At 71.2% G+C, this 20,089-nt stretch carries 20 protein-coding genes; 6 read left to right on the plus strand and 14 right to left on the minus strand.

What is annotated here, in order from left to right; genetic code table 11:
* The 8 genes from OG417_RS49635 to OG417_RS49670 form a co-directional block, all read right to left on the minus strand.
* The gene (locus OG417_RS49635; RefSeq protein ID WP_329245425.1) at positions 1 to 1,854 is read right to left on the minus strand and encodes a hypothetical protein; all 1,854 of its coding nucleotides are present in this window, start codon (positions 1,852 to 1,854) and stop codon (positions 1 to 3) included.
* A 201-nt stretch (positions 1,855 to 2,055) separates the two neighbouring features.
* A complete protein-coding gene (locus tag OG417_RS49640; protein WP_329245430.1) occupies positions 2,056 to 2,757 on the minus strand; it encodes a GntR family transcriptional regulator in 702 nt (233 codons plus the stop codon).
* 90 nt (positions 2,758 to 2,847) lie between these two features.
* On the minus strand, positions 2,848 to 3,759 hold the full coding sequence (locus OG417_RS49645; protein WP_329245433.1) for a lysophospholipid acyltransferase family protein: 912 nt from the start codon (positions 3,757 to 3,759) through the stop codon (positions 2,848 to 2,850).
* 32 nt (positions 3,760 to 3,791) lie between these two features.
* Positions 3,792 to 4,835, minus strand: a complete 1,044-nt coding sequence (locus tag OG417_RS49650; protein WP_329245436.1) for an NAD-dependent epimerase/dehydratase family protein — start codon at positions 4,833 to 4,835, stop codon at positions 3,792 to 3,794.
* Positions 4,836 to 4,881: 46 nt separating this feature from the next.
* Positions 4,882 to 4,980, minus strand: coding sequence for a 30S ribosomal protein bS22 (locus OG417_RS49655; RefSeq protein WP_012854759.1), 99 nt, complete (start codon positions 4,978 to 4,980; stop codon positions 4,882 to 4,884).
* A 131-nt stretch (positions 4,981 to 5,111) separates the two neighbouring features.
* The gene (locus OG417_RS49660; RefSeq protein ID WP_329245439.1) at positions 5,112 to 5,315 is read right to left on the minus strand and encodes a helix-turn-helix domain-containing protein; all 204 of its coding nucleotides are present in this window, start codon (positions 5,313 to 5,315) and stop codon (positions 5,112 to 5,114) included.
* A 108-nt stretch (positions 5,316 to 5,423) separates the two neighbouring features.
* Positions 5,424 to 6,242 carry a phosphatase gene (locus tag OG417_RS49665; protein ID WP_329245442.1) on the minus strand — a complete coding sequence of 273 codons (819 nt, stop codon included), beginning with the start codon at positions 6,240 to 6,242 and terminating at the stop codon, positions 5,424 to 5,426.
* Positions 6,239 to 7,420 carry an acetoin utilization protein AcuC gene (locus OG417_RS49670; protein WP_329245446.1) on the minus strand — a complete coding sequence of 394 codons (1,182 nt, stop codon included), beginning with the start codon at positions 7,418 to 7,420 and terminating at the stop codon, positions 6,239 to 6,241. The genes OG417_RS49665 and OG417_RS49670 overlap by 4 nt, the downstream gene beginning before the upstream one ends.
* Positions 7,421 to 7,451: 31 nt before the next feature.
* Between OG417_RS49670 and OG417_RS49675 the strand changes: the two genes are divergently transcribed.
* The 3 genes from OG417_RS49675 to OG417_RS49685 all read left to right on the plus strand — a co-directional run bounded on the left by OG417_RS49675 (position 7,452) and on the right by OG417_RS49685 (position 9,399).
* A complete protein-coding gene (locus OG417_RS49675; RefSeq protein ID WP_329245449.1) occupies positions 7,452 to 7,625 on the plus strand; it encodes a DUF1272 domain-containing protein in 174 nt (57 codons plus the stop codon).
* Between the two features lie 99 nt (positions 7,626 to 7,724).
* The gene (locus tag OG417_RS49680; protein WP_329245452.1) at positions 7,725 to 8,333 is read left to right on the plus strand and encodes an RNA polymerase sigma factor; all 609 of its coding nucleotides are present in this window, start codon (positions 7,725 to 7,727) and stop codon (positions 8,331 to 8,333) included.
* A complete protein-coding gene (locus OG417_RS49685; protein ID WP_329245455.1) occupies positions 8,326 to 9,399 on the plus strand; it encodes a CU044_5270 family protein in 1,074 nt (357 codons plus the stop codon). The genes OG417_RS49680 and OG417_RS49685 overlap by 8 nt, the downstream gene beginning before the upstream one ends.
* Positions 9,400 to 9,437: 38 nt before the next feature.
* Here OG417_RS49685 and OG417_RS49690 read toward each other — a convergent pair whose 3' ends face one another.
* From OG417_RS49690 to OG417_RS49700, 3 genes are read right to left on the minus strand one after another with little or no spacing between them, the layout of a single operon-like run.
* Positions 9,438 to 9,959, minus strand: coding sequence for a GNAT family N-acetyltransferase (locus tag OG417_RS49690; RefSeq protein ID WP_329245458.1), 522 nt, complete (start codon positions 9,957 to 9,959; stop codon positions 9,438 to 9,440).
* A gap of 39 nt (positions 9,960 to 9,998) precedes the next feature.
* Positions 9,999 to 11,189 (minus strand): CynX/NimT family MFS transporter, encoded by a 1,191-nt coding sequence (locus tag OG417_RS49695; RefSeq protein ID WP_329245460.1) that lies wholly within the window; start codon positions 11,187 to 11,189, stop codon positions 9,999 to 10,001.
* Complete coding sequence (locus OG417_RS49700; RefSeq protein ID WP_329245463.1) at positions 11,186 to 11,863, minus strand: FadR/GntR family transcriptional regulator; 678 nt, start codon at positions 11,861 to 11,863, stop codon at positions 11,186 to 11,188. Before OG417_RS49700 ends, OG417_RS49695 begins: the two co-directional genes overlap by 4 nt.
* A 134-nt stretch (positions 11,864 to 11,997) precedes the next feature.
* On the opposite strand from OG417_RS49700, the gene OG417_RS49705 reads away from it, so the two are divergent.
* Together OG417_RS49705 and trpS are read left to right on the plus strand one after the other, a co-directional pair.
* Positions 11,998 to 13,005 carry an alpha/beta hydrolase gene (locus tag OG417_RS49705; protein ID WP_329245466.1) on the plus strand — a complete coding sequence of 336 codons (1,008 nt, stop codon included), beginning with the start codon at positions 11,998 to 12,000 and terminating at the stop codon, positions 13,003 to 13,005.
* A 173-nt stretch (positions 13,006 to 13,178) separates the two neighbouring features.
* Positions 13,179 to 14,276 carry a tryptophan--tRNA ligase gene (gene trpS, locus OG417_RS49710; protein WP_329245469.1) on the plus strand — a complete coding sequence of 366 codons (1,098 nt, stop codon included), beginning with the start codon at positions 13,179 to 13,181 and terminating at the stop codon, positions 14,274 to 14,276.
* Positions 14,277 to 14,386: 110 nt separating this feature from the next.
* On the opposite strand, the gene OG417_RS49715 is transcribed toward trpS, so the two are convergent.
* Positions 14,387 to 14,809: a hypothetical protein gene (locus OG417_RS49715; protein ID WP_329245472.1), complete on the minus strand. Its 423-nt coding sequence runs from the start codon at positions 14,807 to 14,809 to the stop codon at positions 14,387 to 14,389.
* 69 nt (positions 14,810 to 14,878) lie between these two features.
* Positions 14,879 to 15,673, minus strand: a complete 795-nt coding sequence (gene proC, locus OG417_RS49720) for a pyrroline-5-carboxylate reductase (RefSeq protein WP_329245475.1) — start codon at positions 15,671 to 15,673, stop codon at positions 14,879 to 14,881.
* Positions 15,674 to 15,835: 162 nt separating this feature from the next.
* On the opposite strand from proC, the gene OG417_RS49725 reads away from it, so the two are divergent.
* On the plus strand, positions 15,836 to 19,096 hold the full coding sequence (locus OG417_RS49725; RefSeq protein WP_329245478.1) for a S8 family serine peptidase: 3,261 nt from the start codon (positions 15,836 to 15,838) through the stop codon (positions 19,094 to 19,096).
* Between the two features lie 47 nt (positions 19,097 to 19,143).
* Here OG417_RS49725 and OG417_RS49730 read toward each other — a convergent pair whose 3' ends face one another.
* Positions 19,144 to 20,070 (minus strand): proline dehydrogenase family protein, encoded by a 927-nt coding sequence (locus OG417_RS49730; RefSeq protein WP_329245481.1) that lies wholly within the window; start codon positions 20,068 to 20,070, stop codon positions 19,144 to 19,146.
* Positions 20,071 to 20,089 lie beyond the last annotated feature (19 nt).

A 20,089-nucleotide genomic window follows, 5' to 3' on the forward strand; every position in this document is an offset into this window, starting at 1 on the left:
TCACTGCCCCACCGGGTAGGGGAACTGCGCGGTGAGTCCGATCTGGTCGTAGCGCATCTTCGAGGTGTCGAACCCGTCCTTCCAGCTGTCGTTGGCGAACTCGTTGCACTCCGCCGCCGACGGCCCGTGGTACTGGTCGCCCTGCACGTTCGTCACCTGGATGTTGGAGAACGTGAACCCGCAGCCGCCGAAGTCCATGTGCACGCCGCGCGGCGGGGAGTCGAGCATGGACGGGTCGGCCTTCACGTCGTCGATCGTCACCTGGTCCACGGAGCTGTTCATGGTGTGCGGATCGAAGTTCTGGACGCCGTACGCGTAGATGGCGCCCGTGTCGCCGCTGTCCTCGCCGACGTGCGCGATCTTCAGGTAGGACAGCGCGTTGCCATGGCCGTAGTCGTCGGCGTTGGCCGCGGTCGTGACCGCGCGCATGCTCACCGCGTACCGGGCGCTGTGCTGCATGACGCTGTGGCTGACCACGTTCGACCCGCTGTCGAGCAGCTCGACCGCCGAGGCGTCGCCGGGCACCAGCTCGCCGTAGTAGTCGTAGTAGTCATCGGTGAACACGTTGTGGTGGGCGATGTCGCCCTCACCGGGATACGGGCCCTCGACCTTCACCCCGTCGCCGCCGATGTGCGCGAAGTAGCTGTCGGACACGGTGTCGTGGTCGGCGCGCCCGGTGAGGTAGACGCCTTCCCAGCCGGTGTTGGTGACATGCAGGGCGTGCAGGTCGATGCCGGTCGTGTTGGTCAGCGTGATCGTGCCGAACCGGTTGCGGGGCAGTTCGATCTGCCGGTCGTAGTCGGGGTACTTGTGCGCGGTGCCGGAGTCACCGGCGGCGTTCCAGGCGAAGCGGTACCAGTCGACGAAGTCGGAGTACTCGAACGCCAGCCCGTCGAAGGTCAGGTCGTGCGCCGGCGCGCCGGTCGAGCTCCCGGTGACCGACACGATGGTCTGGACGGTCGGCGCCCAGACGGGGGTGTCGATCTTCCCGTCGCGGGGCCAGTAGTACAGCCAGCCGGTGGCCGAGTCGTAGTAGTACTCGCCCGCCTGGTCGAGGAAGTCCAGCGAGTTCTGGATGAAGTAGCGCGAGCCCGGGTCGTCGGTCTGGATGGAGTACCGCGTCGGGTACATCAGCGTGGCGAGGTTCTTGTTCCACGACATGTTCTTGATCGGGTCGGTGTCGGTGAACCAGCTCCAGGACCCGCCCGACCAGATCACCACCTGGGCGTCGTGCAGGTCCCAGTTCTGGTCCCACGTGCCGGGCTCGAAGGTGAGCCAGGTCTGGCTGTTGCGCCGGTCCGGGACGAGCGTGGCGCGCAGGTAGGGCGCCCAGGTCTCGTCGGTGCCGCGGTTGGGGTAGCGCGCGGTGGTCGCCCGCCGGTCGCCCTCGTACAGCGTGTGGATGGGGTGCCCGGTGCCGATCTGGGCCCGGTAGATCTTGTCCTTGTACGTCTGCCAGCCGGTGACCTGCCGGGCGCCCAGCAGGCGCGCCTTGCCCGGGCCGTCGTAGCTGCGGTAGACGACGCGGTGCCCGTCGCTGCCGGAGTCGGCGCCGGTGAACGCGATCGTCTGGTCGACGGTGTAGTCACCGGCACGCAGGTTGACGTCGATGTCGCAGTGCATGTGGCGGTTCAGGCCGTGGCGGGCGATGTAGTCGCGGGCGTGTTGAACGGTGCGCCACGGGCTGTGCGCGGTGCCGGCGCCGGAGTCGGCGCCGTTCGGCGAGACGTAGAACTCGGTGGCGTGACACGGGGTGGCCCGGGCGGGGGCACCCGAGGCGGCCGCGGGGGCGGCGGCGACCAGGCCGAGCGCGGCGACGGCGATCAGCGCGAGGCGGTGTTTGAGGGGAACCATGCAGGAGACTCCTCCGGCGGCGAAGGATAAACGCTAATCGATTGAATCTGATCGATTAGCCGGACCGTAGCGAGCGGAGAGCACTCGGTCAATATCCCGGGGATGTCCGGTTTCGGGCGTGATGCGGCGCTTGAGAAGGGGAAGCCGACCCCGATACGGACCCGGGACGGGACTTCGGCGAGGCCGTAAGGGCGCCGGGGTTCAGGTGATCAGGCCGTGTGACTTGCCGGCGGCGTGGTCGCGGACGGCCGCTTCGGCGCGCTCCGCGTCGCCGGAGGCCAGGACGGTGACCAGGCGGGCGTGCCACTCGGGGAGCTCGTCCAGGTCGCCCTTGTAGAACGGGTCGCCCACCACCTGCAGGAGGTTCAGGCTGGGTTCGAGCACGCCCCACAGCCGCTGGACGAGCGTGTCGCCGCCGAGCGCGCACAGCCGGCGATGGAAGGCCAGGTCGGCCTGGCGAAGCTTGGACTGGCTGCCCGACCGGGCGGCGGCGCGCATGCGCTCCACCTCTTCGGTGAGCGCCTGCTCGGCCTCCGGGGTCCAGTCGGCGGCGAGCTCACGCGCGGCGATCCCTTCGAGGACGACCCGGATCTCCCGGGCCCGTGCGGCGTCCTCGGCCGAGATCTCCGCCACGTAGCTGCCCCGGCGCTGGACGTGGCTGACCAGCCCCTCGTGGGCGAGACGGCGGATCGCGTCGCGTACGGGCGCCTGGCTGATGCCGTAGCGGCGCGCCAGGTCCGACTCGACCAGGCGGGTGTTGGGGCCGAGGCTGCCGTCGATGATCGCCTGTCGCAGGCGGTCGTAGACCTGGTCGGAGAGCAAACCGGTCCGCAGCGGAGCGACATCGGTCACGCTGTTGCCGCCTTCCTTCGCGACGACCTGGTCCAGGTGCGGGCGTGACATCCCACCACGCAGTCTACCGGTGTGGATCGACTATCGATTCCACTCCGGGAGCCCGGACCCCCGTACGCGAAGGCGCGGCGGTCCGGTGCGTCAGGCGCGGAGGAAGGCGGGGCCGCGCCGGCGGAGCAGGTCGTAGAGCATGTTCTGGATCGTCTCGCGCACCTGGTCGGTCAGATTGAAGACCGTCATGTGGTCCTCGGCCTGCGCCGGGTCGTACTCGTCGGTGCGGATCGGCTCGCCGAAGGCGATCATCCACTTCGAGGGCAGCGGCACCAGGCCGAGCAGGCCGAAGAGCGGCCAGGTCGGCGTCACCGGGAAGTAGGGAAAGCCGAGCAGCCGGGCCAGCGGCTTCAGGTCGGCGATCTTGGGATAGATCTCCTCGGCCCCGACGATCGCGCACGGGATGATCGGCACCTGGGCGCGCAGGGCGGTGGCCACGAACCCGCCCCGGCCGAACCGCTGGAGCCGGTAGCGCTCGCTGAACGGCTTGCCGACGCCCTTGAAGCCCTCGGGGAAGACCCCGACGAGCTGCCCCTGGGCGAGCAGCCGCGACGCGTCGGCCTGGCACGCGAGCGTGTGCCCGCTCTTGCGCGCGAGGTGGGCGAGCACCGGGATCTGGTAGACGAGGTCGGCGCCGAGCAGCCGCAGGTTGCGGTGGGCGGGGTGGTCGTCGTGCAGGCCGACCTGGAGCATGACGCCGTCGATCGGCAGCGTGCCGGAGTGGTTGCCGACGACCAGCGCGGAGCCGGTGTCGGGGATGTGCTCCATGCCGAACATCTCGACCCGGAACCAGCGCTCGTACAGCGGGCGCAGCAGCGGCAGCAGGACGTTCTCGTTGAGCTCGGGGTCGAAGCCGAACTCGTCGATCTCGTACTCGCCGGCCAGCCGTCGCCGTACGAACTGCAGGGCGGAAGCGACCTTGTGGTCCAAACCCCCGGGTTCACGGACGAGATGCTCTGCGGCGTCGGTGTTGAGCGGAATGACCTGTGCTTCTGGCCGCATTTCGGATCTCGCCTCCTCCAGAGGGTCGTGACTCACCTCTTGCCCCCTACGGCGCCCGCCAACCGGTCGAGGAGCCCGGCGGGCAGACCATGACCGAGACCTTGCGAATCCGCGAAATCGGTAAAGGCTTCTTCCGAACTGTATTTCGGCCGCCAGGCGAGCTCGCGCGCCAGGCGCTCGGTGTCGAGCACCCGGCCGTACGTCAGCCAGCGCAGCAGCTCCGGCGAGAAGCCCTTCAGCCCGCCGAACCGGCGCCCGACGTCGCCCAGCGTCTGCAGGGCGGGCGCCGGGAGCGGCAGGGTCGGCCGGCCGGCCCGGCGCAGCGCCTGTGAGAGCAGGACGACGCCGTCGCCGGCCACGTTGTACGTGCCGGGGTGGTCCTCGGTCGCCATGCGCCGGAGCACCTCGACACCGTCGTCCTCGTGGACGAACTGCAGGCGCGGGTCGAACCCCAGCACCGTCGCCACCACCGGCATGCGGAAGTATCGGCTCAGCGGGTTGTCGACGTGCGGCCCGAGGAAGTTGGCGAAGCGCAGCACGGACACGGTCAGGTCGGAGCGGCGCCGGGCGAGCCCCCGGACGTACCCCTCGACCTCGACCGCGTCCTTCGCGTAGCCGGAGGCGGGCGGCCGCACCGGCTCGTCGGTCTCGGTGAAGACCGCCGGGTCGTGCCCGGACGAGCCGTACACCGCCGCGGACGAGCGGACCACGACCTTGCGCATCGCCGGGGACCGCTGACAGGCCGCCAGGAGCTGCATCGTGCCGATGACGTTCTGCTCCTTGGACTTCAGCCGCCCCGCCGCGGCCATCGTCACCAGGTGGAGATGCACGACCGTATCGACCTCGGCCGCGTTAATGATCTTCGCGATGCTCGGCGTGCGGATGTCGATGCGGACGAACTCCGTACGCCCGAGCGGCATCGTGGGCGCGACGGTGTCCACGCCGATGACCCGTTCGATACTGGGATCGGCCTGAAGCGCGTCCGCGACCCTTGCACCGAGGAAGCGGGACACGCCGGTGACCAGGACCACCCGGGCCATACCCGGGGTACGTGATCCGCTCTCCGAGGGACGCATGGATGACACAGTGCCCCCCAGCCGTTACGACTACCTCAACGAGAAGTCACTTCTTGTTACGGCGCTGGACCCGCGTCTTCTTCAGCAGCTTGCGGTGCTTCTTCTTGGCCATGCGCTTACGACGCTTCTTGATGACAGAGCCCACGAAACCCTCACTCGATGGTCGACCGGGAACAGGCGATCAGCACCCTTGGCGGGCACAGCCCGAAGCCCAAGGGTACCGCCGCCAGTACGCCCGTCGTCCGCGGGCTCGGCGACCCCCGACACGGTCGGGGGTCAGCCCGCCTCGATGTAAGCGTCTCGCAGATAGTCGTGGACAGCCTGCTCCGGTACGCGGAACGAACGTCCCACGCGAATTGCCGGTAGTTCTCCTGAGTGAACAAGGCGGTATACGGTCATCTTGGACACCCGCATCACCGTCGCCACCTCGGCCACAGTCAGGAACCTGACCTCGCTCAGAGGTCGCTCGCCTGAGCTCATCGGACGCCCTCTTCCACACGCCGCGCGTCAGACCTTTGCGGTGACTTTGATCACGGCCGTGTACTTTCTCCAGCGTAAATCGTGAATCTGTAGTCGCAAGAGGGGAGTTCAACCAATCAGGCTCGAACGCGCCAAAAGATACATCGTTAGCGGCGTGTAGTAGTGCGGCGGCACGTTGTCGTCCAGAGGCACCACTACCCCGATCTTGCCCTCTGCCTCCCCCGCGAACAGCGCCGGATCGTTGCAGTCCGCGAACCCGACCGTCGGCACGCCCGCCTGTCCGGCCGCGCCCGCCCAGCCGTGGTCCGCTATGACCAGATCCGGCCATAGTGTCGCGTTTGCTGTTAGTTCTTCCAGTATCGCTCGCATCGGATGTGGGTCGTGTGTATGGTGCAGCGCTCCGCCGCCCGACAGCACCGCAACCCCGTCCACGTAGCGGATCTGGCGCCTCTCCGGACCTCGGGACGTGTCCGCCTCGTACGACCAGCCGGCCGCCGGAGTGATCACCCGGCAGCCCCGCGCCACGAGTTCCCGCGCCACCGCCAGATACACCGGAAGCAGGCCGGACGGGTGCCCGGTGGCGAGCAGCACGGTCTCCTCGCGAGCCGCCGCCCGGCCGATCCGCTCCCCCATCGCCTCCAGCGCGTCGATGGTCAGCTCAGGGTCGATCGTGTCGTCACCGTAAAGATGCGATGTATCGGGATCAATCCCGCATTTTTTTACCATCAGCGCGAAGACGTCCTCGAACGTCCATTCGCGAGTGAACTCGAGTCCGAACTGGTAGTACGGCCGTCCCGCCGCCATCCGCCGGTAGTGCAGGAGGTTGTTCTGCCGTGGCGTGGCCACGTCGCCCGCGATGAGCGTGCGCACCAGGTGCTCGCGCAGCTCCGTACGGGTCGGGACCGCGGCCGGATCCGGCGCCGTCAATGCATCGGATCCAGGCCGTGCTCCGGGAACACCGCCCTCCGCGTCGCCATCACCGCTCGATCCACCGGATGCGCCGGGTCGTAGCCGCCCGCCCACGTCTGCACCTCCACGTCCTCGCCGTCGGTCATGCGTTCCGGGGCCCGCGCCCCGGTACGGTCGCGCACGTAGTTCTGCCAGGTCGGCGGGGTGATCGACTCCGGGTCGATGGGCCGCTCGGCCGCCTCGGCGAGCAGGTGGGCCCACGCCCGCGGCACCACCTGGACCAGCGCGTATCCGCCCCCTCCGACGAGGACCCAGCGACCGCCGGCGGTCTCGTGGGCCAGCCGGTGCAGCGCGCGGTACGCGGCGCGCTGCCCGTCCACGCTCAGCCGCAGGTGCGCGAGGGGATCCAGGTCGTGGCTGTCGCATCCCTGCTGGGTCACCAGGATCTGCGGCGCGAACTCCCGCAGCAGCGGCGGGACGATCGCGTCGAACGCCCGAAGCCACAGCCGGTCGTCGGTGCCGGCCGGCAGCGCCACGTTGACCGCCGTGCCCTCGGCGCCGGTGTCCTGCGGCAGGCCGGTGCCGGGGAACAGAGTCAGCGGCGACTCGTGGAGGCTGATCGTCAGCACCCGAGGGTCGTCGTAGAACGCGGCCTGGACGCCGTCGCCGTGATGGACGTCGACGTCGACGTAGGCGACCTTCGTGGCGCCCTGCTCCAGCAGCCAGGCGATCGCGATGGCCGGATCGTTGTAGACGCAGAAGCCGGACGCCGCGCCGCGCATCGCGTGGTGCAGGCCGCCGGCGATGTTGGCGGCGTGCGCCGCCGTGCCCTCCCAGACGGCGCGCGCGGCGGCCACGGTCGCCCCGGCGACCAGTGCGGACGCGTCGTGCATGCCGGAGAAGACCGGGTTGTCGGCGAGGCCGAGGCCGCGGGCCGGGTCGGCCCGCTCGGCGCGTACCGCGTCGATGTAGGCGGGGTCGTGGACGAGCCGCAGCAGGTCGTCGCCTGCGGGCTCGAAGCCCTCGACGGTGACCCCGGGCGCGTCGAGGACGCCGAGGTCGCGGGCCAGAGCCATGGTCAGCTCGACGCGTACGGGATTCATCGGATGTTCGGGGCCGAAGTCGTATGAGGTGAGACGCTCGTCCCAGAAGACCCGCAGCGACGTGTCATACGAGACGCGGCTCCGTTCGTCCATGTTGGTCACGGTACCGGTAGGCTCCGCGGCCATGGGCCTGGAGATGCGCGCCACCTGCGAACGCTGCGACGAGCCGCTCTACGCCAACGGGCTGGCCTACATCTGCAGCTACGAGTGCACGTTCTGCGCCGCGTGCACCCGCGCGATGTCCCACACGTGCCCCAACTGCGGCGGCGACCTGGCCCGCCGCCCCACCCGCGTCTGAACCTTCTCGCCCCTCCCTGGCGACGGAACCGCTCACGCGGCATCGGGCAACAGCAGGTGTCCCGACCGAGAGCCGATCGAGAGCCAGAGGTCAGTCAGAATGAGCGAGAACGGCCGGACCGCGACCGAGGCCGAGGCCGATGACGCCTCCCTGATCGCGCGGTCCCGCCATGAACCCGAGGTGTTCGCCGAGGTCTTCCGAAGGTACGCGCCCCAGATCAAGCGGTACGTCACTCGCCGCCTGGGACCGGACGCGGCCGAAGACGTCGTCGCCGACACCTTCCTGCTGGCATTCCGGCAGCGTGACCGCTACGACCTGTCCCAGCCGAACGCCCGTCCTTGGCTGTACGGCATCGCCACCAACCGGATCGGGCGGCACCGCCGTGGTGAGGTGCGGCTGCTGCGAGCCCTCGCCCGTACGGGCACCGACCCGGTCACCGAGTCGTTCACCGACCGCAGCGACGAGCGGGTCAGCGCCACGGCGGTACGACGCCGTCTGGCCGACGCTCTCGCGAAGCTGCCCGCGAGCCATCGCGACGCGTTGCTGCTGGTCGCCTGGGGTGGCTTCGGCTACGCGGACGCCGCACAGGCCCTGGGCGTGCCGATCGGAACGGTGCGTTCGCGCCTGAGCAGGGCCCGGACGAAGCTGCGCGAGGAACTCGGCGGGGCCGACCCCACATCGTTCGGAGAGGAAGCGCTTCATGGATGAGATGTCCCAGCTGAGCCTGCTGCGCGCCGAGGTCCCCGAGCCGGACCTGCCGGACCTGCGCGCCGAGGAGGAGCGCCTCATGGCCGCGATCGCCGGATCCGCACCGGCCCGCCGCACGTCCCGCCGTACAGGGCGGCGCGTCTTCGTACGGATCGGCGTCGCCGGGGGTCTGTCCGCCGCGGCGGTCGCCGCCGTGGTCGCGGTGAGCGTGGACTCGGCCCCACGGCCGAGTCCGCCCGGCCCAGTGCCCACATCCGCGGCGCCCGCCCCGCTGCCGAAATCCGTGGCGCCCGTGGCCGTCGTACAGACCCTGGACCACGCCGCGGAGGCGGCGCTGCACCAGCCGGAGTTGCATCCGCGGCCGGGCCAGTTCCTGGTCTTCCGTTCGCAGTCCATGGAGCAGGTGGAGTCCAACTCCCGTCACGGCTACGCGCGCTACCTCAGCAACACGCGTCGTACGATCTGGCTGCCGGTGTCCGGGGACGCCACGGGCGGCGTCGACGAGGGGCAGGTGCTGCCCCCGAAGGCCTACCCGGGGTGGCCGATCCCGCCCGAGGCACGGACGGGGCAGGGCTCGTACGGTCCCGACCGGCTCGTGGACTACGACGGAACCGCGGACTACCTCCGTACCGACTACACGCACCTGAGCCGTCTGCCGACGGACACCGCCGGGATGCGGCAGCACCTGTACTACCGGGCGGCGGAAGGCGTAGCGGGCGACCGCGATGCCTGGCAGCGAGTGGGCAGCATGCTCACCAACGCGTACATGCCGACGGCACAGCGGGCGGCATTGTTCCGCGCGGCCGCGACGATCCCCGGCGTCAAGGCGGTCGCGTCGGCCAAGGACGCCGTCGGGCGCGAGGGCGTCGCCGTCGCCATGACCGATCCCGGCCTGGGCACGCGCCAGGAGTACATCTTCGACCGCAACACCTACCTCTACCTGGGGGCACGCACCGTGATCGTGAACGCCGCCAAGGCGAGGGGCCCGAAGGGCGGCATCACCGAGTCCACCGCCCAGCTGAGCGTGCAGGTCGCCGACAAGGCCCCGCGGATCAAGAAGAACTGAGGCCGGAGCCGGGCCGGGCATGCGCCCGGCCCGGCTCTTCACACCGGCGGATCGGTACGGAGGATGCTGTAGGTCACCCCGTCGCGCCACGCGCCGTCCCGCCAGCCGCAGCCCCGCATCACGCCCTCGCGGCTGAAGCCGGCCCGTTCCAGCGCCTTCTGCTCGGCGATGTTGCCCACCTCGGTGTCGGCCTCGATCCGGTGGACGGTCGTGTGGGCGAACAGGTACCGGGCCAGCAGGCGGTGCGCCTCCGCGCCGTATCCCTTGCCCCGGGCGTCGGGCAGCATGGCGATGCCCATGTTGACGCAGAACGATGCCGGGGTCATCTGCCGCCGGTTCCACGCGACGAACCCCAGGCGTTCCTCCCCTCGCCGCACCATGAGAACGCCGCCGTCCTCGCCGAGCAGGCCGTTCTCGGTCCACCGGCGGCGGTAGCGGCCCGGCTCACGCCAGCCGAACCAGGCGAACTCGCCGGTCGAGTCCGGGTCGGAGGTCAGCCGCTCCAGGATCGTCAGGTCCGCCTCTGCCACCGGGCACAGTGTGAGCAGTTGTTCGTCCATGCCTCTCCAACGCGGGACGGCGGCCCGATGTCGCCGGGGTCACACGGCGGCGGCGTGGCGTTCGGCCCGGGGTTCCTCCCCGATCGTGCGCTCGCGGCCGGCGCCGAAGCCCGGCACGAACATCAGCGCCGAGACGGCGAGGACCAGCACGCCCGGCGCGGTCCAGCCGTGCGTCGCGTCGTGCACCGCGCCGACGGCCAGCGGGCCGAGGGCCGCGATGACGTACCCCACGCCCTGCGCCATGCCCGAGAGCTGGGCGGTCACGTGGGCGTCGGAGGCCCGCAGGCCGATGAACGACAGGGCGGTCGCGAACCCGACGCCCTGGCCGAGGCCGAGGACGACGATCCACAGCCAGATCGAGCCGGCCGGCGCCCAGATCGACCCGGCGTACCCGGCCGCGGTGAGCACGATGGCGAGCGCCACCAGGGGCCGCTGGTCGCGGAACCGCCGTCCGATCACCGGCACCAGGAACGCCCCGGCGGCCTGGAGCAGGCTCGACAGGCCCAGCGCGTACCCGCCGGCCGCCTCGCTCAGCCCGCGGTCCTGGCAGATGCTGGGCAGCCAGCCCGAGGTGACGTAGGCCAGCAGCGACTGCAGGCCCATGAAGCCGGTGACCTGCCAGGCGAGGGCCGACCGCCACACCTGCGGCGAACCGGCCTCGGGCCGTGGCGTGGCCGCCGCAGCGCCGCGCAGCCGCGGCAGCCAGGCGATCGCCGCCACGGCGGCGGGTATGGCCAGCAGCATCAGCGGCGGCCGCCAGCCTGACCCCAGCGCGTGCTGCAACGGCACCACCACGGCGGAGGAGGCCGCGGCACCGACGGTGATCGCGACGGTGTAGACGGCCGTGACGGTCGTGATCGCCTGCGGGTGGTCGCGCTTGATGATCGCCGGAACGGCGATGTTGCCGATGCTGATCGCGATGCCGGCCAGCAGCGCGCCCCCGAACAGCGCCACCTGGACCGGGATCACGCGGGCGAGCAGCGCGAACACGAGCAGGACCATGCTCGTGACCAGCAGCGTCTCGCCGCGCGGGCCGCGCCGCAGGAACGGCGCGACCAGCCCGTACGAGCCGAAGAACAGCACCGGAAGGGTCGTCAGCGCACCCGCCGCCGTTCCGGACAGGCCGACGTCGTCCTGGATCTGGCGCAACAGCGGCCCGACCGCGACGACGGCCGGGCGCAGGTTCAGCGCGACCAGAACGATCAGGATGACACCGACGTGTCTCCTCAAAGCAATGCCTCCAGGGCGTCAAGAGTGGGCACGATGATCCTTTCCGCGGCGTGCCCGGCCGCGTCCGGGTCGCGTGCGGCGATCGCGTCGACCACCGCGTGGTGCGCCTCGGGTCCGGCGTCGGGCAGCTCCCGGTCCAGCCGCACCGCGCTCAGCGACTCGCGGAGCCGGCTCTGGAAGTACCGGAAGGCCTCCGCCAGTAATGCGTTGTGCGAGGCATCCGCGATCCCGAGATGGAACGCCGCGTCGGCCGTGCCGAATTCCCCGGGGTCGCAGGCCGCGTCCCGGTCCTCCAGCAGGGCACGGAGCCGCAGGAGGTCGTCCTGGGTGCGCCGCCGCGCCGCGAGCCGCGCCGCCTGCACGTCGTAGGCCTGCTGGAGCTCGAAGACGTCGCGCAGCGTGGACCGCTCGACGCGGCGCAGCAGCGGGCGCGGGTCGACCGCGCTGCGCACGTACGTGCCGTCGCCCCGGCGGACCTCCAGCACACCGATGTGGCTCAGCGCCCGGATCGCCTCGCGCACGGCCGGACGGCTCACCGCGAGCCGGGCGGCGAGATCGTACTCGCCGGGAATCCGGTCCCCGACCGACCAGTTTCCCGCCGCGAGCTGCCCCTGCATCTGGTCGATCACCGCTTCGACCGCCGAAGAGCGAGGAACCGGTTCAAGTGTTGTCACGTCTTGTGATCATGCCAGATGTCAGGCATGTTAAACGTCTGACATCTGATGTCTCAACCATGTTGTGACGTGAGCACCCGAAAGGTGGGGGCATCTAACTACACAGGTGGCTCCTGGCCCAGGAGGCGGTTGCGGTGGACTATGAGAAAGAAGTGAACATCCCCCCGTTCGCGCGGACCCCGAGCTCGCAGAGCCGTGTGCTCACCACGGCGGTGCGTCTCGGGGTCAGGCCGTTCGCAGGCCGGATCAAGGGCCGATCGGCGACCATCCGGCTCTGGCGCTCGCTGCTGGGAGCCGGTTCCCGCTGTCTGCGCGCCGACCCCCGCGTGAGCGTCGAGCCGATCATCGATCCCTGCGTCGAGGATCCGGACGTCAAACGGCCTGTACGTGGCGAGTGGCTGCGCTCCCCCGGCTGCTCGCCCGAACGCGGCGCGATCCTCTATCTCCACGGTGGCGGCTACGCCATCTGCTCCCCCCGCACCCATCGCGTCATCACCACCCGGCTCGCGATGGACACGGACCTTCCGGTACTCGCCCCCGACTACCGGCTCGCCCCCGAACACCCCTTCCCCGCCGCCTTCGAGGACGTGCTCGACGCCTACCGCCTGCTGCTGGCACGCGGGTTCCCCTCCGACCGCATCATCATCGCGGGCGACTCCTCCGGCGGCCACCTGGCCACCGCCCTCACCGCGGAGGCCTGCCGTACGGGCCTGCCGGCCCCGGCCGGCGTCGTGCTCTTCTCCCCCTGGGTCGACCTCACCGGCGAGCTCGCCACGGCCTCGGTGTCGAGCAGCCGTGACCCCTACATCGTCCCGGCCGTCGCCACCCGGTTCGGCCGGCTCTACGTCGGCACCGGTGACTGGGAGGACCCCCGCCTCTCACTGCTGACCTGTCCGAACGAGGAGCTTCCCCCGTTTCTCATCCAGGTCGGCGGCATCGAGGTGCTCCGGGCCGAGGCCGAGGCCCTCGCGGAGGTGCTCGAGGAGGCCGGGAGCCCCTACGACCTCCAGATCTGGCCGGAGCAGATGCACGTCTTCCAGATCTTCAACCGGATTCTCCCCGAGGCGGACGCCGCGATGCGCGAGGCGAGCCGCTTCATCCGGCGGGTGCTCGGCACGGACTCGGTCACCGAGGCCGCCTGATACCGGCCGCCTGATACCGGCCGCCTGATACGCTGCTTACATGCGAGGACTTCGACAGAGCTGGCGTGCCGCCTGACGGCGGCCGCCCAGTCCTCGCACTCACCCAACGGTCGCCGCTCCGGCGGCCGTTTTCCTTTGCGCTCGCCGGGCGGCCCTCGCGCGAAGGAGTCGCCATGACGGAACGAACTGAGACATCCGACGACGCTGCCCCCGTGGTCCTCTCCTCCGGCGACGGAGGGCTCGCGACCGAGCGCAGTGAGGGAACCGAAGGCGCGACACCTCAGGACGGTTCCGCGGCCACGACCCGCGTCCTGAGCCTGTTCACCCCCTCCGGCCATCCCACGCTCGGCAACCTGCTCGGCGCGCTGCTCCCCTCGGCCCGCCTGCTGGAGACGGGCGACTGCGTCTTCGGCGTTTCGGACCTGCACGCCCTCACCAGCGACCACGACCCGGCGCGGCTGCGCGAGCGATCGCTCGAACTGGCCGGGCTGTGCGTCGCGGCCGGGATCGACCCGGCGCGCTGCGTGCTGTTCCTGCAGAGCAACGTTCCGGCCCACGCCGAGCTGGCCTACCTGCTGGAGAGCACCGCGCACTACGGCGAGATGCAGCGGATGATCCAGTTCAAGGAGAAGTCGGCGCGCCAGTCGGTCGTGCGCCTGTCGCTGCTGACCTATCCGGCGCTGATGGCCGCCGACATCCTGCTCTACCAGGCCACCGACGTGCCGGTCGGCGCCGACCAGGCCCAGCACGTCGAGCTGACGCGCGACCTGGCGACACGCTTCAACCGCAGGTACGGCCCGGTGTTCACGATGCCCCGCGCGGTCCATCCGCCGGCGGCGGCGCGCGTCATGGACCTGTCCGAGCCGACCGCGAAGATGAGCAAGTCGATCGACTCGCCCGGCACCATCTTCCTGCTCGACCCGATCGACGTCGTCCGCCGCAAGATCATGCGGGCGGTGACCGACTCGGGCACCGAGGTGGCGTACGACCCGAAGGGCAAGCCGGGCGTGTCCAACCTGCTGGCCATCCTGTCCGCCTGCACCGGAACCCCGGTGGCGGACCTCACGGCCGGCTCGTACGGCGTGCTGAAGAAGGAGACCGCCGATGCCGTGATCGCCCTGCTCGAACCCATCCAGCGCCGCTACGCCGACCTGTCCGCCGACCCCGCGGAGCTGGAGGGCATCCTCCGTACGGGCGCGGAGCGGGCCCGCGAGCGTGCGGCGGGCACCGTCGTCGCGGCGAAGGAGGCGATGGGCCTGCTCTCCGCCTGAAGGACCGCCCGGGCCCCTGCGTGCCGGATGGTCCGCGAAGCGCGACCGCCCGGCCGAGACCAAGAGACCGCCCGGAAGCCCAGTGCGGCAGTGGGTTTCCGGGCGGTCTCTCAGACGTTGACCGGCTGTTCCTGGCGGGCCGTCGCCGACCGGCGGCTCCGGGCCGAGACGGCGAGGCCGAGCGCGGCGGCGACGGTGGCGACGCCCTCCGCGACGGTGGTCACGACCTTCTCCGTGTACCAGATGGGCTCGTACATGTCCGGCAGCGGGCCGATCGCGCCGACGTCGACGTAGCGGTAGAGCACCACGGCGCCGAACGCGCTGGCCGCGACCAGGAACGCGATGAGGTACGGCACGGGCCGGGGGCGGACGAGCACGAGGATCGCCACCACAGCGGCGACCACGCCCTGGATCCAGAACAGCGTGCTCTCGCTGATGGTCCCGGTCTGGCCTGTGTCTCCGGCCAGGTGGAAGTGGACGTACGCGTCGACGGCGAGGCCGGCGAAGACGGCGAGTCGAAGTAGTAGCCCCATACCCCGGACACGGACGGAGGGGCGGTTCGGTTCAGAGCCGCCGCGAAAAACCGCCCGTCGGCCGCGCACTCAGCCGCCGCCAAGCTCACGGCCGCGGTCGCGCGCGGCCTCGATGGCCTCGATGACCGCGGCGCGTACGCCGTGCCGCTCCAGCTCGCGGATGGCCGAGATGGTCGTGCCGGCCGGGGAGGTGACCGCCTCGCGCAGCATCACCGGGTGGTCGCCGGAGTCGCGCAGCATGACGGCCGCGCCGACGGCCGACTGGATCACCATCTCCAGGGCGGCGGCCCGCGGCATGCCGAGCAGGATGCCGGCGTCGACCATCGCCTCGACCAGGTAGTAGAAGTACGCCGGGCCGCTGCCGGACAGCGCGGTCGCGGCGTCCTGGAGCGACTCGGGGATGCGCAGCACCTTGCCGACCGGGGACAGCAGCTCCTCGGTGAGCTTCAGGTGCTCCTCCGTCGCGTGCGTGCCGGCCGAGATCACGCTCATCGCCTCGTCGACGTGCACGGGCGTGTTGGACATGACGCGGACGACCGGCACGTCGGGCGGCAGCCGCTCCTCGACGAACGCGGTCGGGATGCCGGCCGCCATCGAGATCACCAGCCGCCCGGCCGTCATGTGGTCCTTCAGCTCGCCCAGCAGCGTGCCCATGTCCTGCGGCTTGACCGCCAGGACCAGCGTGTCCGCGGCCCGCGCGGCCTCGGCGTTGGTGACGACCTCGACGCCGTAGCGCTGGCGCAGCATCGCACCGCGTTCTTCCCGCCGCACCGTGACGAGCAGGTCGGAGGGGCGCCGGCCGGCGCGCAGCACGCCGGACAGGAGCGCCTCGCCCATCTTGCCCGCACCGAGAATCGCGATCATTTCCGTCCCTTTCCTGTCACGTGACGAAGCGTATCGAGCCCGGAACCCGCTCGACCGCCCCCCGTCACCTGCACGAACGAGAACGTCCTGATTTGAGGGGAAAGGAATCCCGCTCTGTGACCAATACTCCTTGACCACTGTTGTCGATGAGACGGACGTCACATGAAGAGACGCCGAGCGGGCATCGCCCTCGCTCTGACCGGGCTCGTGCTCGCCGGGACGCCGGCCGCCGCCCGAGCCGCCGCGACGGCGGCCCCCACCCCGCCCTCCCGGCTGCCCTCCGGCCACTCGTGGAAGGTGACCCTGCTGACCGGGGACGTCGTCCAGGTACGCACCCAGGCGAGCGGGCCGCCGCTCGTGTCGGTGAAACCCGGGTCCGGACGCCGTTCGGTGCCGTTCCGCAAGGACGTACGGCCGGACGGGAGCGTGCGGGTCTACCCGCTCGACGTCGCGCCCGAGATCGGGAGGGTGTACGACCCGGAGCTGTTCGACGTCACCGCCCTGATCCGGGAGGGCGACGACGACGCGCACCGCGCGGACCTGCCACTGATCGTTCAGGGCGGCTCGGCGGCGAAGGCCCTGGCGGTCCGGCACACGCTGAGCGGCCTCGGGGCGGTCGCCGTCCGGCAGCCGAAGGCCAAGGGGCTCAAGGCGGCCGGCCTGACCGGCGCCCGGCACGTCTGGCTCGACCGCAAGGTGCACGCCCAGGCGCTCGACCGGAACCTCACCCGGATCGGCGCGCCCGCGGCCTGGACGGCGGGCGCCACCGGCAAGGACGTGAAGGTCGCCGTCCTGGACACCGGCGTGGACGCCACCCATCCGGACCTCAGGGGACGCGTCGCCGAGCAGAAGAACTTCAGCCAGAGCCCCGACACCGTCGACCACGTCGGCCACGGCACCCACGTCGCCGCGACGATCGCCGGCACCGGAGCGGCGGCGAACGGCGAGCGCAAGGGGGTCGCACCGGACGCCGACCTGCTCATCGGCAAGGTCCTGGGCGACGACGGCAGCGGCAACGAGTCCGACGTCATCGCGGGCATGGAGTGGGCCGCCGCGAACGCGCCGATCGTCAACATGAGCCTCGGCTCCTGGTCGCCGGACCCGGCGAACGACCCGGTGACCAAGGCCCTGGACGAACTGAGCGCCAAGGACGGCACCCTGTTCGTCGTGGCCGCCGGCAACGACGGCCCGGACGCCGACACGGTCGAGGCTCCGGGCGCCGCCGCCTCCGCTCTCACCGTCGGCGCCGTGGACGACGACGACCACGTCGCGGACTTCTCCAGCCGGGGCGGCACGCTGATGAAGCCCGACATCGCCGCGCCGGGCGTGGACATCGTCGCGGCACGCGCCGCGGGTACCGCGATGGGCCAGGTCGTCGACGCGACGTACACCTCATCGAGCGGCACCTCCATGGCGACACCGCACGTGGCCGGGGCAGCCGCGGACCTGCTGCAACGGCACCCCGGCTGGAGCGCCGACCGGCTGAAGGCCGCGCTGGTCTCCACCTCCGACGCCGTGCCGGGCACCGTCTACCAGGCCGGCGCCGGGCGGCTCGACATCGGCGCGGCGGCCACCGCGGCGGTCGTCGGCGACCAGTCCGCCGCCGCGTTCGGCTCGATCCCGCACGGCGCGACCACGACGATCACCAAGCGGCTGACCTGGACGAACAGCGGAAAGAGCGCGGTCACGCTGTGGCTTTCGGCGAATCTCGCCGACGTCCACGGGACCGCGGTGCCGGCGCTCGAACTGCCGGACACCGTGACCGTGCCGGCCGGCGGCTCCGCCGGAGTCACGGTCTCGCTCGATCCGCGGCGGCTCACCACCGCCGGGCGCTACAGCGGCGCGGTCACCGCGCGGGCGGACGGCGTGTCGCTGCGGACTCCGGTCGGGGCGGCGTTCCAGGCCGAGACCCACACGCTGACGCTGAAGGCGACGGCGCTGCCGGACACCCCGGACGGCGCTCTCGGCGGATACGTCAGCGTCGTCGACCTGGACGACCCGACGCTGTTCGCCGGTGACGCCGAGATCGGCACGGACGGCACCGCGACGCTGACCGTGCCGGCCGGGCGCTACATGGTCTTCGGCACCGTCGACGACACCGCGGGCGACCGCTCGGCGTTCGCCGGCGACGCCGAGCTGACCGTGACGGGCGACACGACCCTGCCGCTGGACGCCTCCCGCGCACAGCCGGTGAAGGTGTCGGCGCCCGGCATGAAGCCCGACCCGGCGGCCGTCCAGGGCCTTGAGGTGGAACGCGGGTTCGGCGGCGCCGTCTGGGCCACCGGCCTCTACGCCTTCGACGGCTCGCCGCGCGTCTACACGACCCCGATCGCCGGCGTACGGACCGGGACCTTCCACGCGTACGTCGCCGCGCGCCTCACCGACGGCGGCAAGACCGTGGACGACGTGCTGCACGACCTGGGCACGAGCGTCCCCGGGACGGTGGACTACCAGGTGGACCCGGCGTCCATGGCGCGGGTGGACCAGCGGTTCGGCGCCGTCGAGGGGGACGCGAAGGACCCGGTCGGCGAGAAGCGCTACGGCGTCAGCCCGGGCGGCTACCTCATCAACGAGGCGTCGAGCGACGTGCCGGCGGGCTCGACCCGTACGGACCATGTCACCGCCGAGAGCGGAGTCGGCTGGCTGGACGAGGCCTTCCCGCCGGACCTCGGGGCGGCGTCCTGGGTCACCCAGCTCCCGATCCGGCACTTCGCCCCGGGCAGCACGCGCACCGAGGCGTGGGGACGCCAGCCGTTCCGGCCCGGCCCGTACTCGGCGACCGAGCCGACGGCGAGCTTCTGCGCCCCGAACGCGACCACTCGCAGTCGCGGGAACATCCACGTCGAGCTGGTGGATCTGCAGGACCTCACCGACGGCTTCGACTGCCTGACCGACGACCCGGACTGGGACGCGGTCAGCTCGCGCACGATGACGCTGTACGCGAACGGCGCCAAGGCGGGCGCCGTCGACTCGTCACACGGCGACTTCACCGTGCCGGCCACCGCCGGCACCTACCGGCTGGACTACCAGGTGGACGCCTCCAAGGCCCTGCCGGTCTCCACGAAGACCACGACCAGCTGGACGTTCCGGTCCCGGCCGGACCAGGCGCGGGTGCCGCTGCTCCTGGTGGACTACACGCTGCCGTTGGACCTGTTCAACCACCCGGACGGTGACACGGCGAGGTTCACCGTCTCGCGTGTCGCCGGGGCGACCCCGGCGAAGGCCACCGGCCTGAAACTGTGGACCTCCCTCGACGACGGCAAGACCTGGCAGGCGGCCCGCGTGACCGGAACAGGCGGGAACTACTCCGCCGCACTCCCCCACGCGACCAAGGGCCAAGCCGTCTCGCTACGCGTACGGGCCACCGACTCCGGCGGCGGCGCCATCGACCAGACCATCCTCCGCGCCTACTTCGGCGCCTGACCTCGATCGCGGACCGCCCCCGGCGTGCGGGGGCGGTCCGCCTCGCCTCAGGACCTGGTGGCCAGCGACCGCAGGAAGAAGCCGAGGTTGGCGGGGCGCTCGGCCAGGCGGCGCATCAGGTAGCCGTACCACTCCTCGCCGTACGGAACGTAGACGCGGACCTGGGCGCCCTGGCGCGCGAGCCGCAGCTGTTCGTTCGGACGGATGCCGTACAGCATCTGGTATTCGAAGCTGCCGGGCTCGCGGCCGTGCAGGCCGGCCAGCGAGCCGCCGATCTCGATCAGGCGCGGGTCGTGCGTGGCGAGCATCGGGTACCCGCGCCCGCCCATCAGCACCTTCATGCAGCGCACGTACGACTTGTCGATCTCGTCGCGGGAGGTGAAGGCGACCGAGGCGGGCGCGCGGTAGGCGCCCTTGCACAGCCGCACCCGCGAACCCTCGTCGGCGAGGGCCACGCAGTACTCCTCGGCCCGGCGCAGGTAGGCCTGGATGACCGCCCCGGTGGTGGGGTACTCCTCGCGCAGCTCGTTCAGCACGCGCAGCGTGGAGTCCACCGTCGTGTGGTCCTCCATGTCGAGAGTGACCGTCGTGCCGGCGGCGCGGGCGGCGGCGCAGACCCGCCGGGCGTTCTCCAGCGCGATCTTCTCTCCGTCGTCGAGGAGCTGGCCGAGCGCGGTGAGCTTGACCGAGACCTCGGCGCGCGTGCCGGTGCCGTTCGCGGCGAGCCGGGTGAGCAGTTCTTCGTACCGGCCGGTGATCGTCTCGGCCTGGGCGGCCTCCACCGTTTCCTCGCCGAGATGGTCGAAGGTGATGAGCAGCCCGTCGGAGATGAGCCGTTCGGTGACGGTGAGGGCGTCGGTCACGGACTCACCCGCGACAAACCTTTTCACGACGTTTCTGGTGTACGGCGCGGTCTCGACGAGCCGGCGTACGCCGCCGCTGTGCGAGGCGGCCAAGAGGACCCGGCGGAGCAACCTTCCCCCTCTCGGACGG

Source organism: Actinoallomurus sp. NBC_01490, assembly GCF_036227085.1.
Lineage (GTDB): Bacteria > Actinomycetota > Actinomycetes > Streptosporangiales > Streptosporangiaceae > Actinoallomurus > Actinoallomurus oryzae.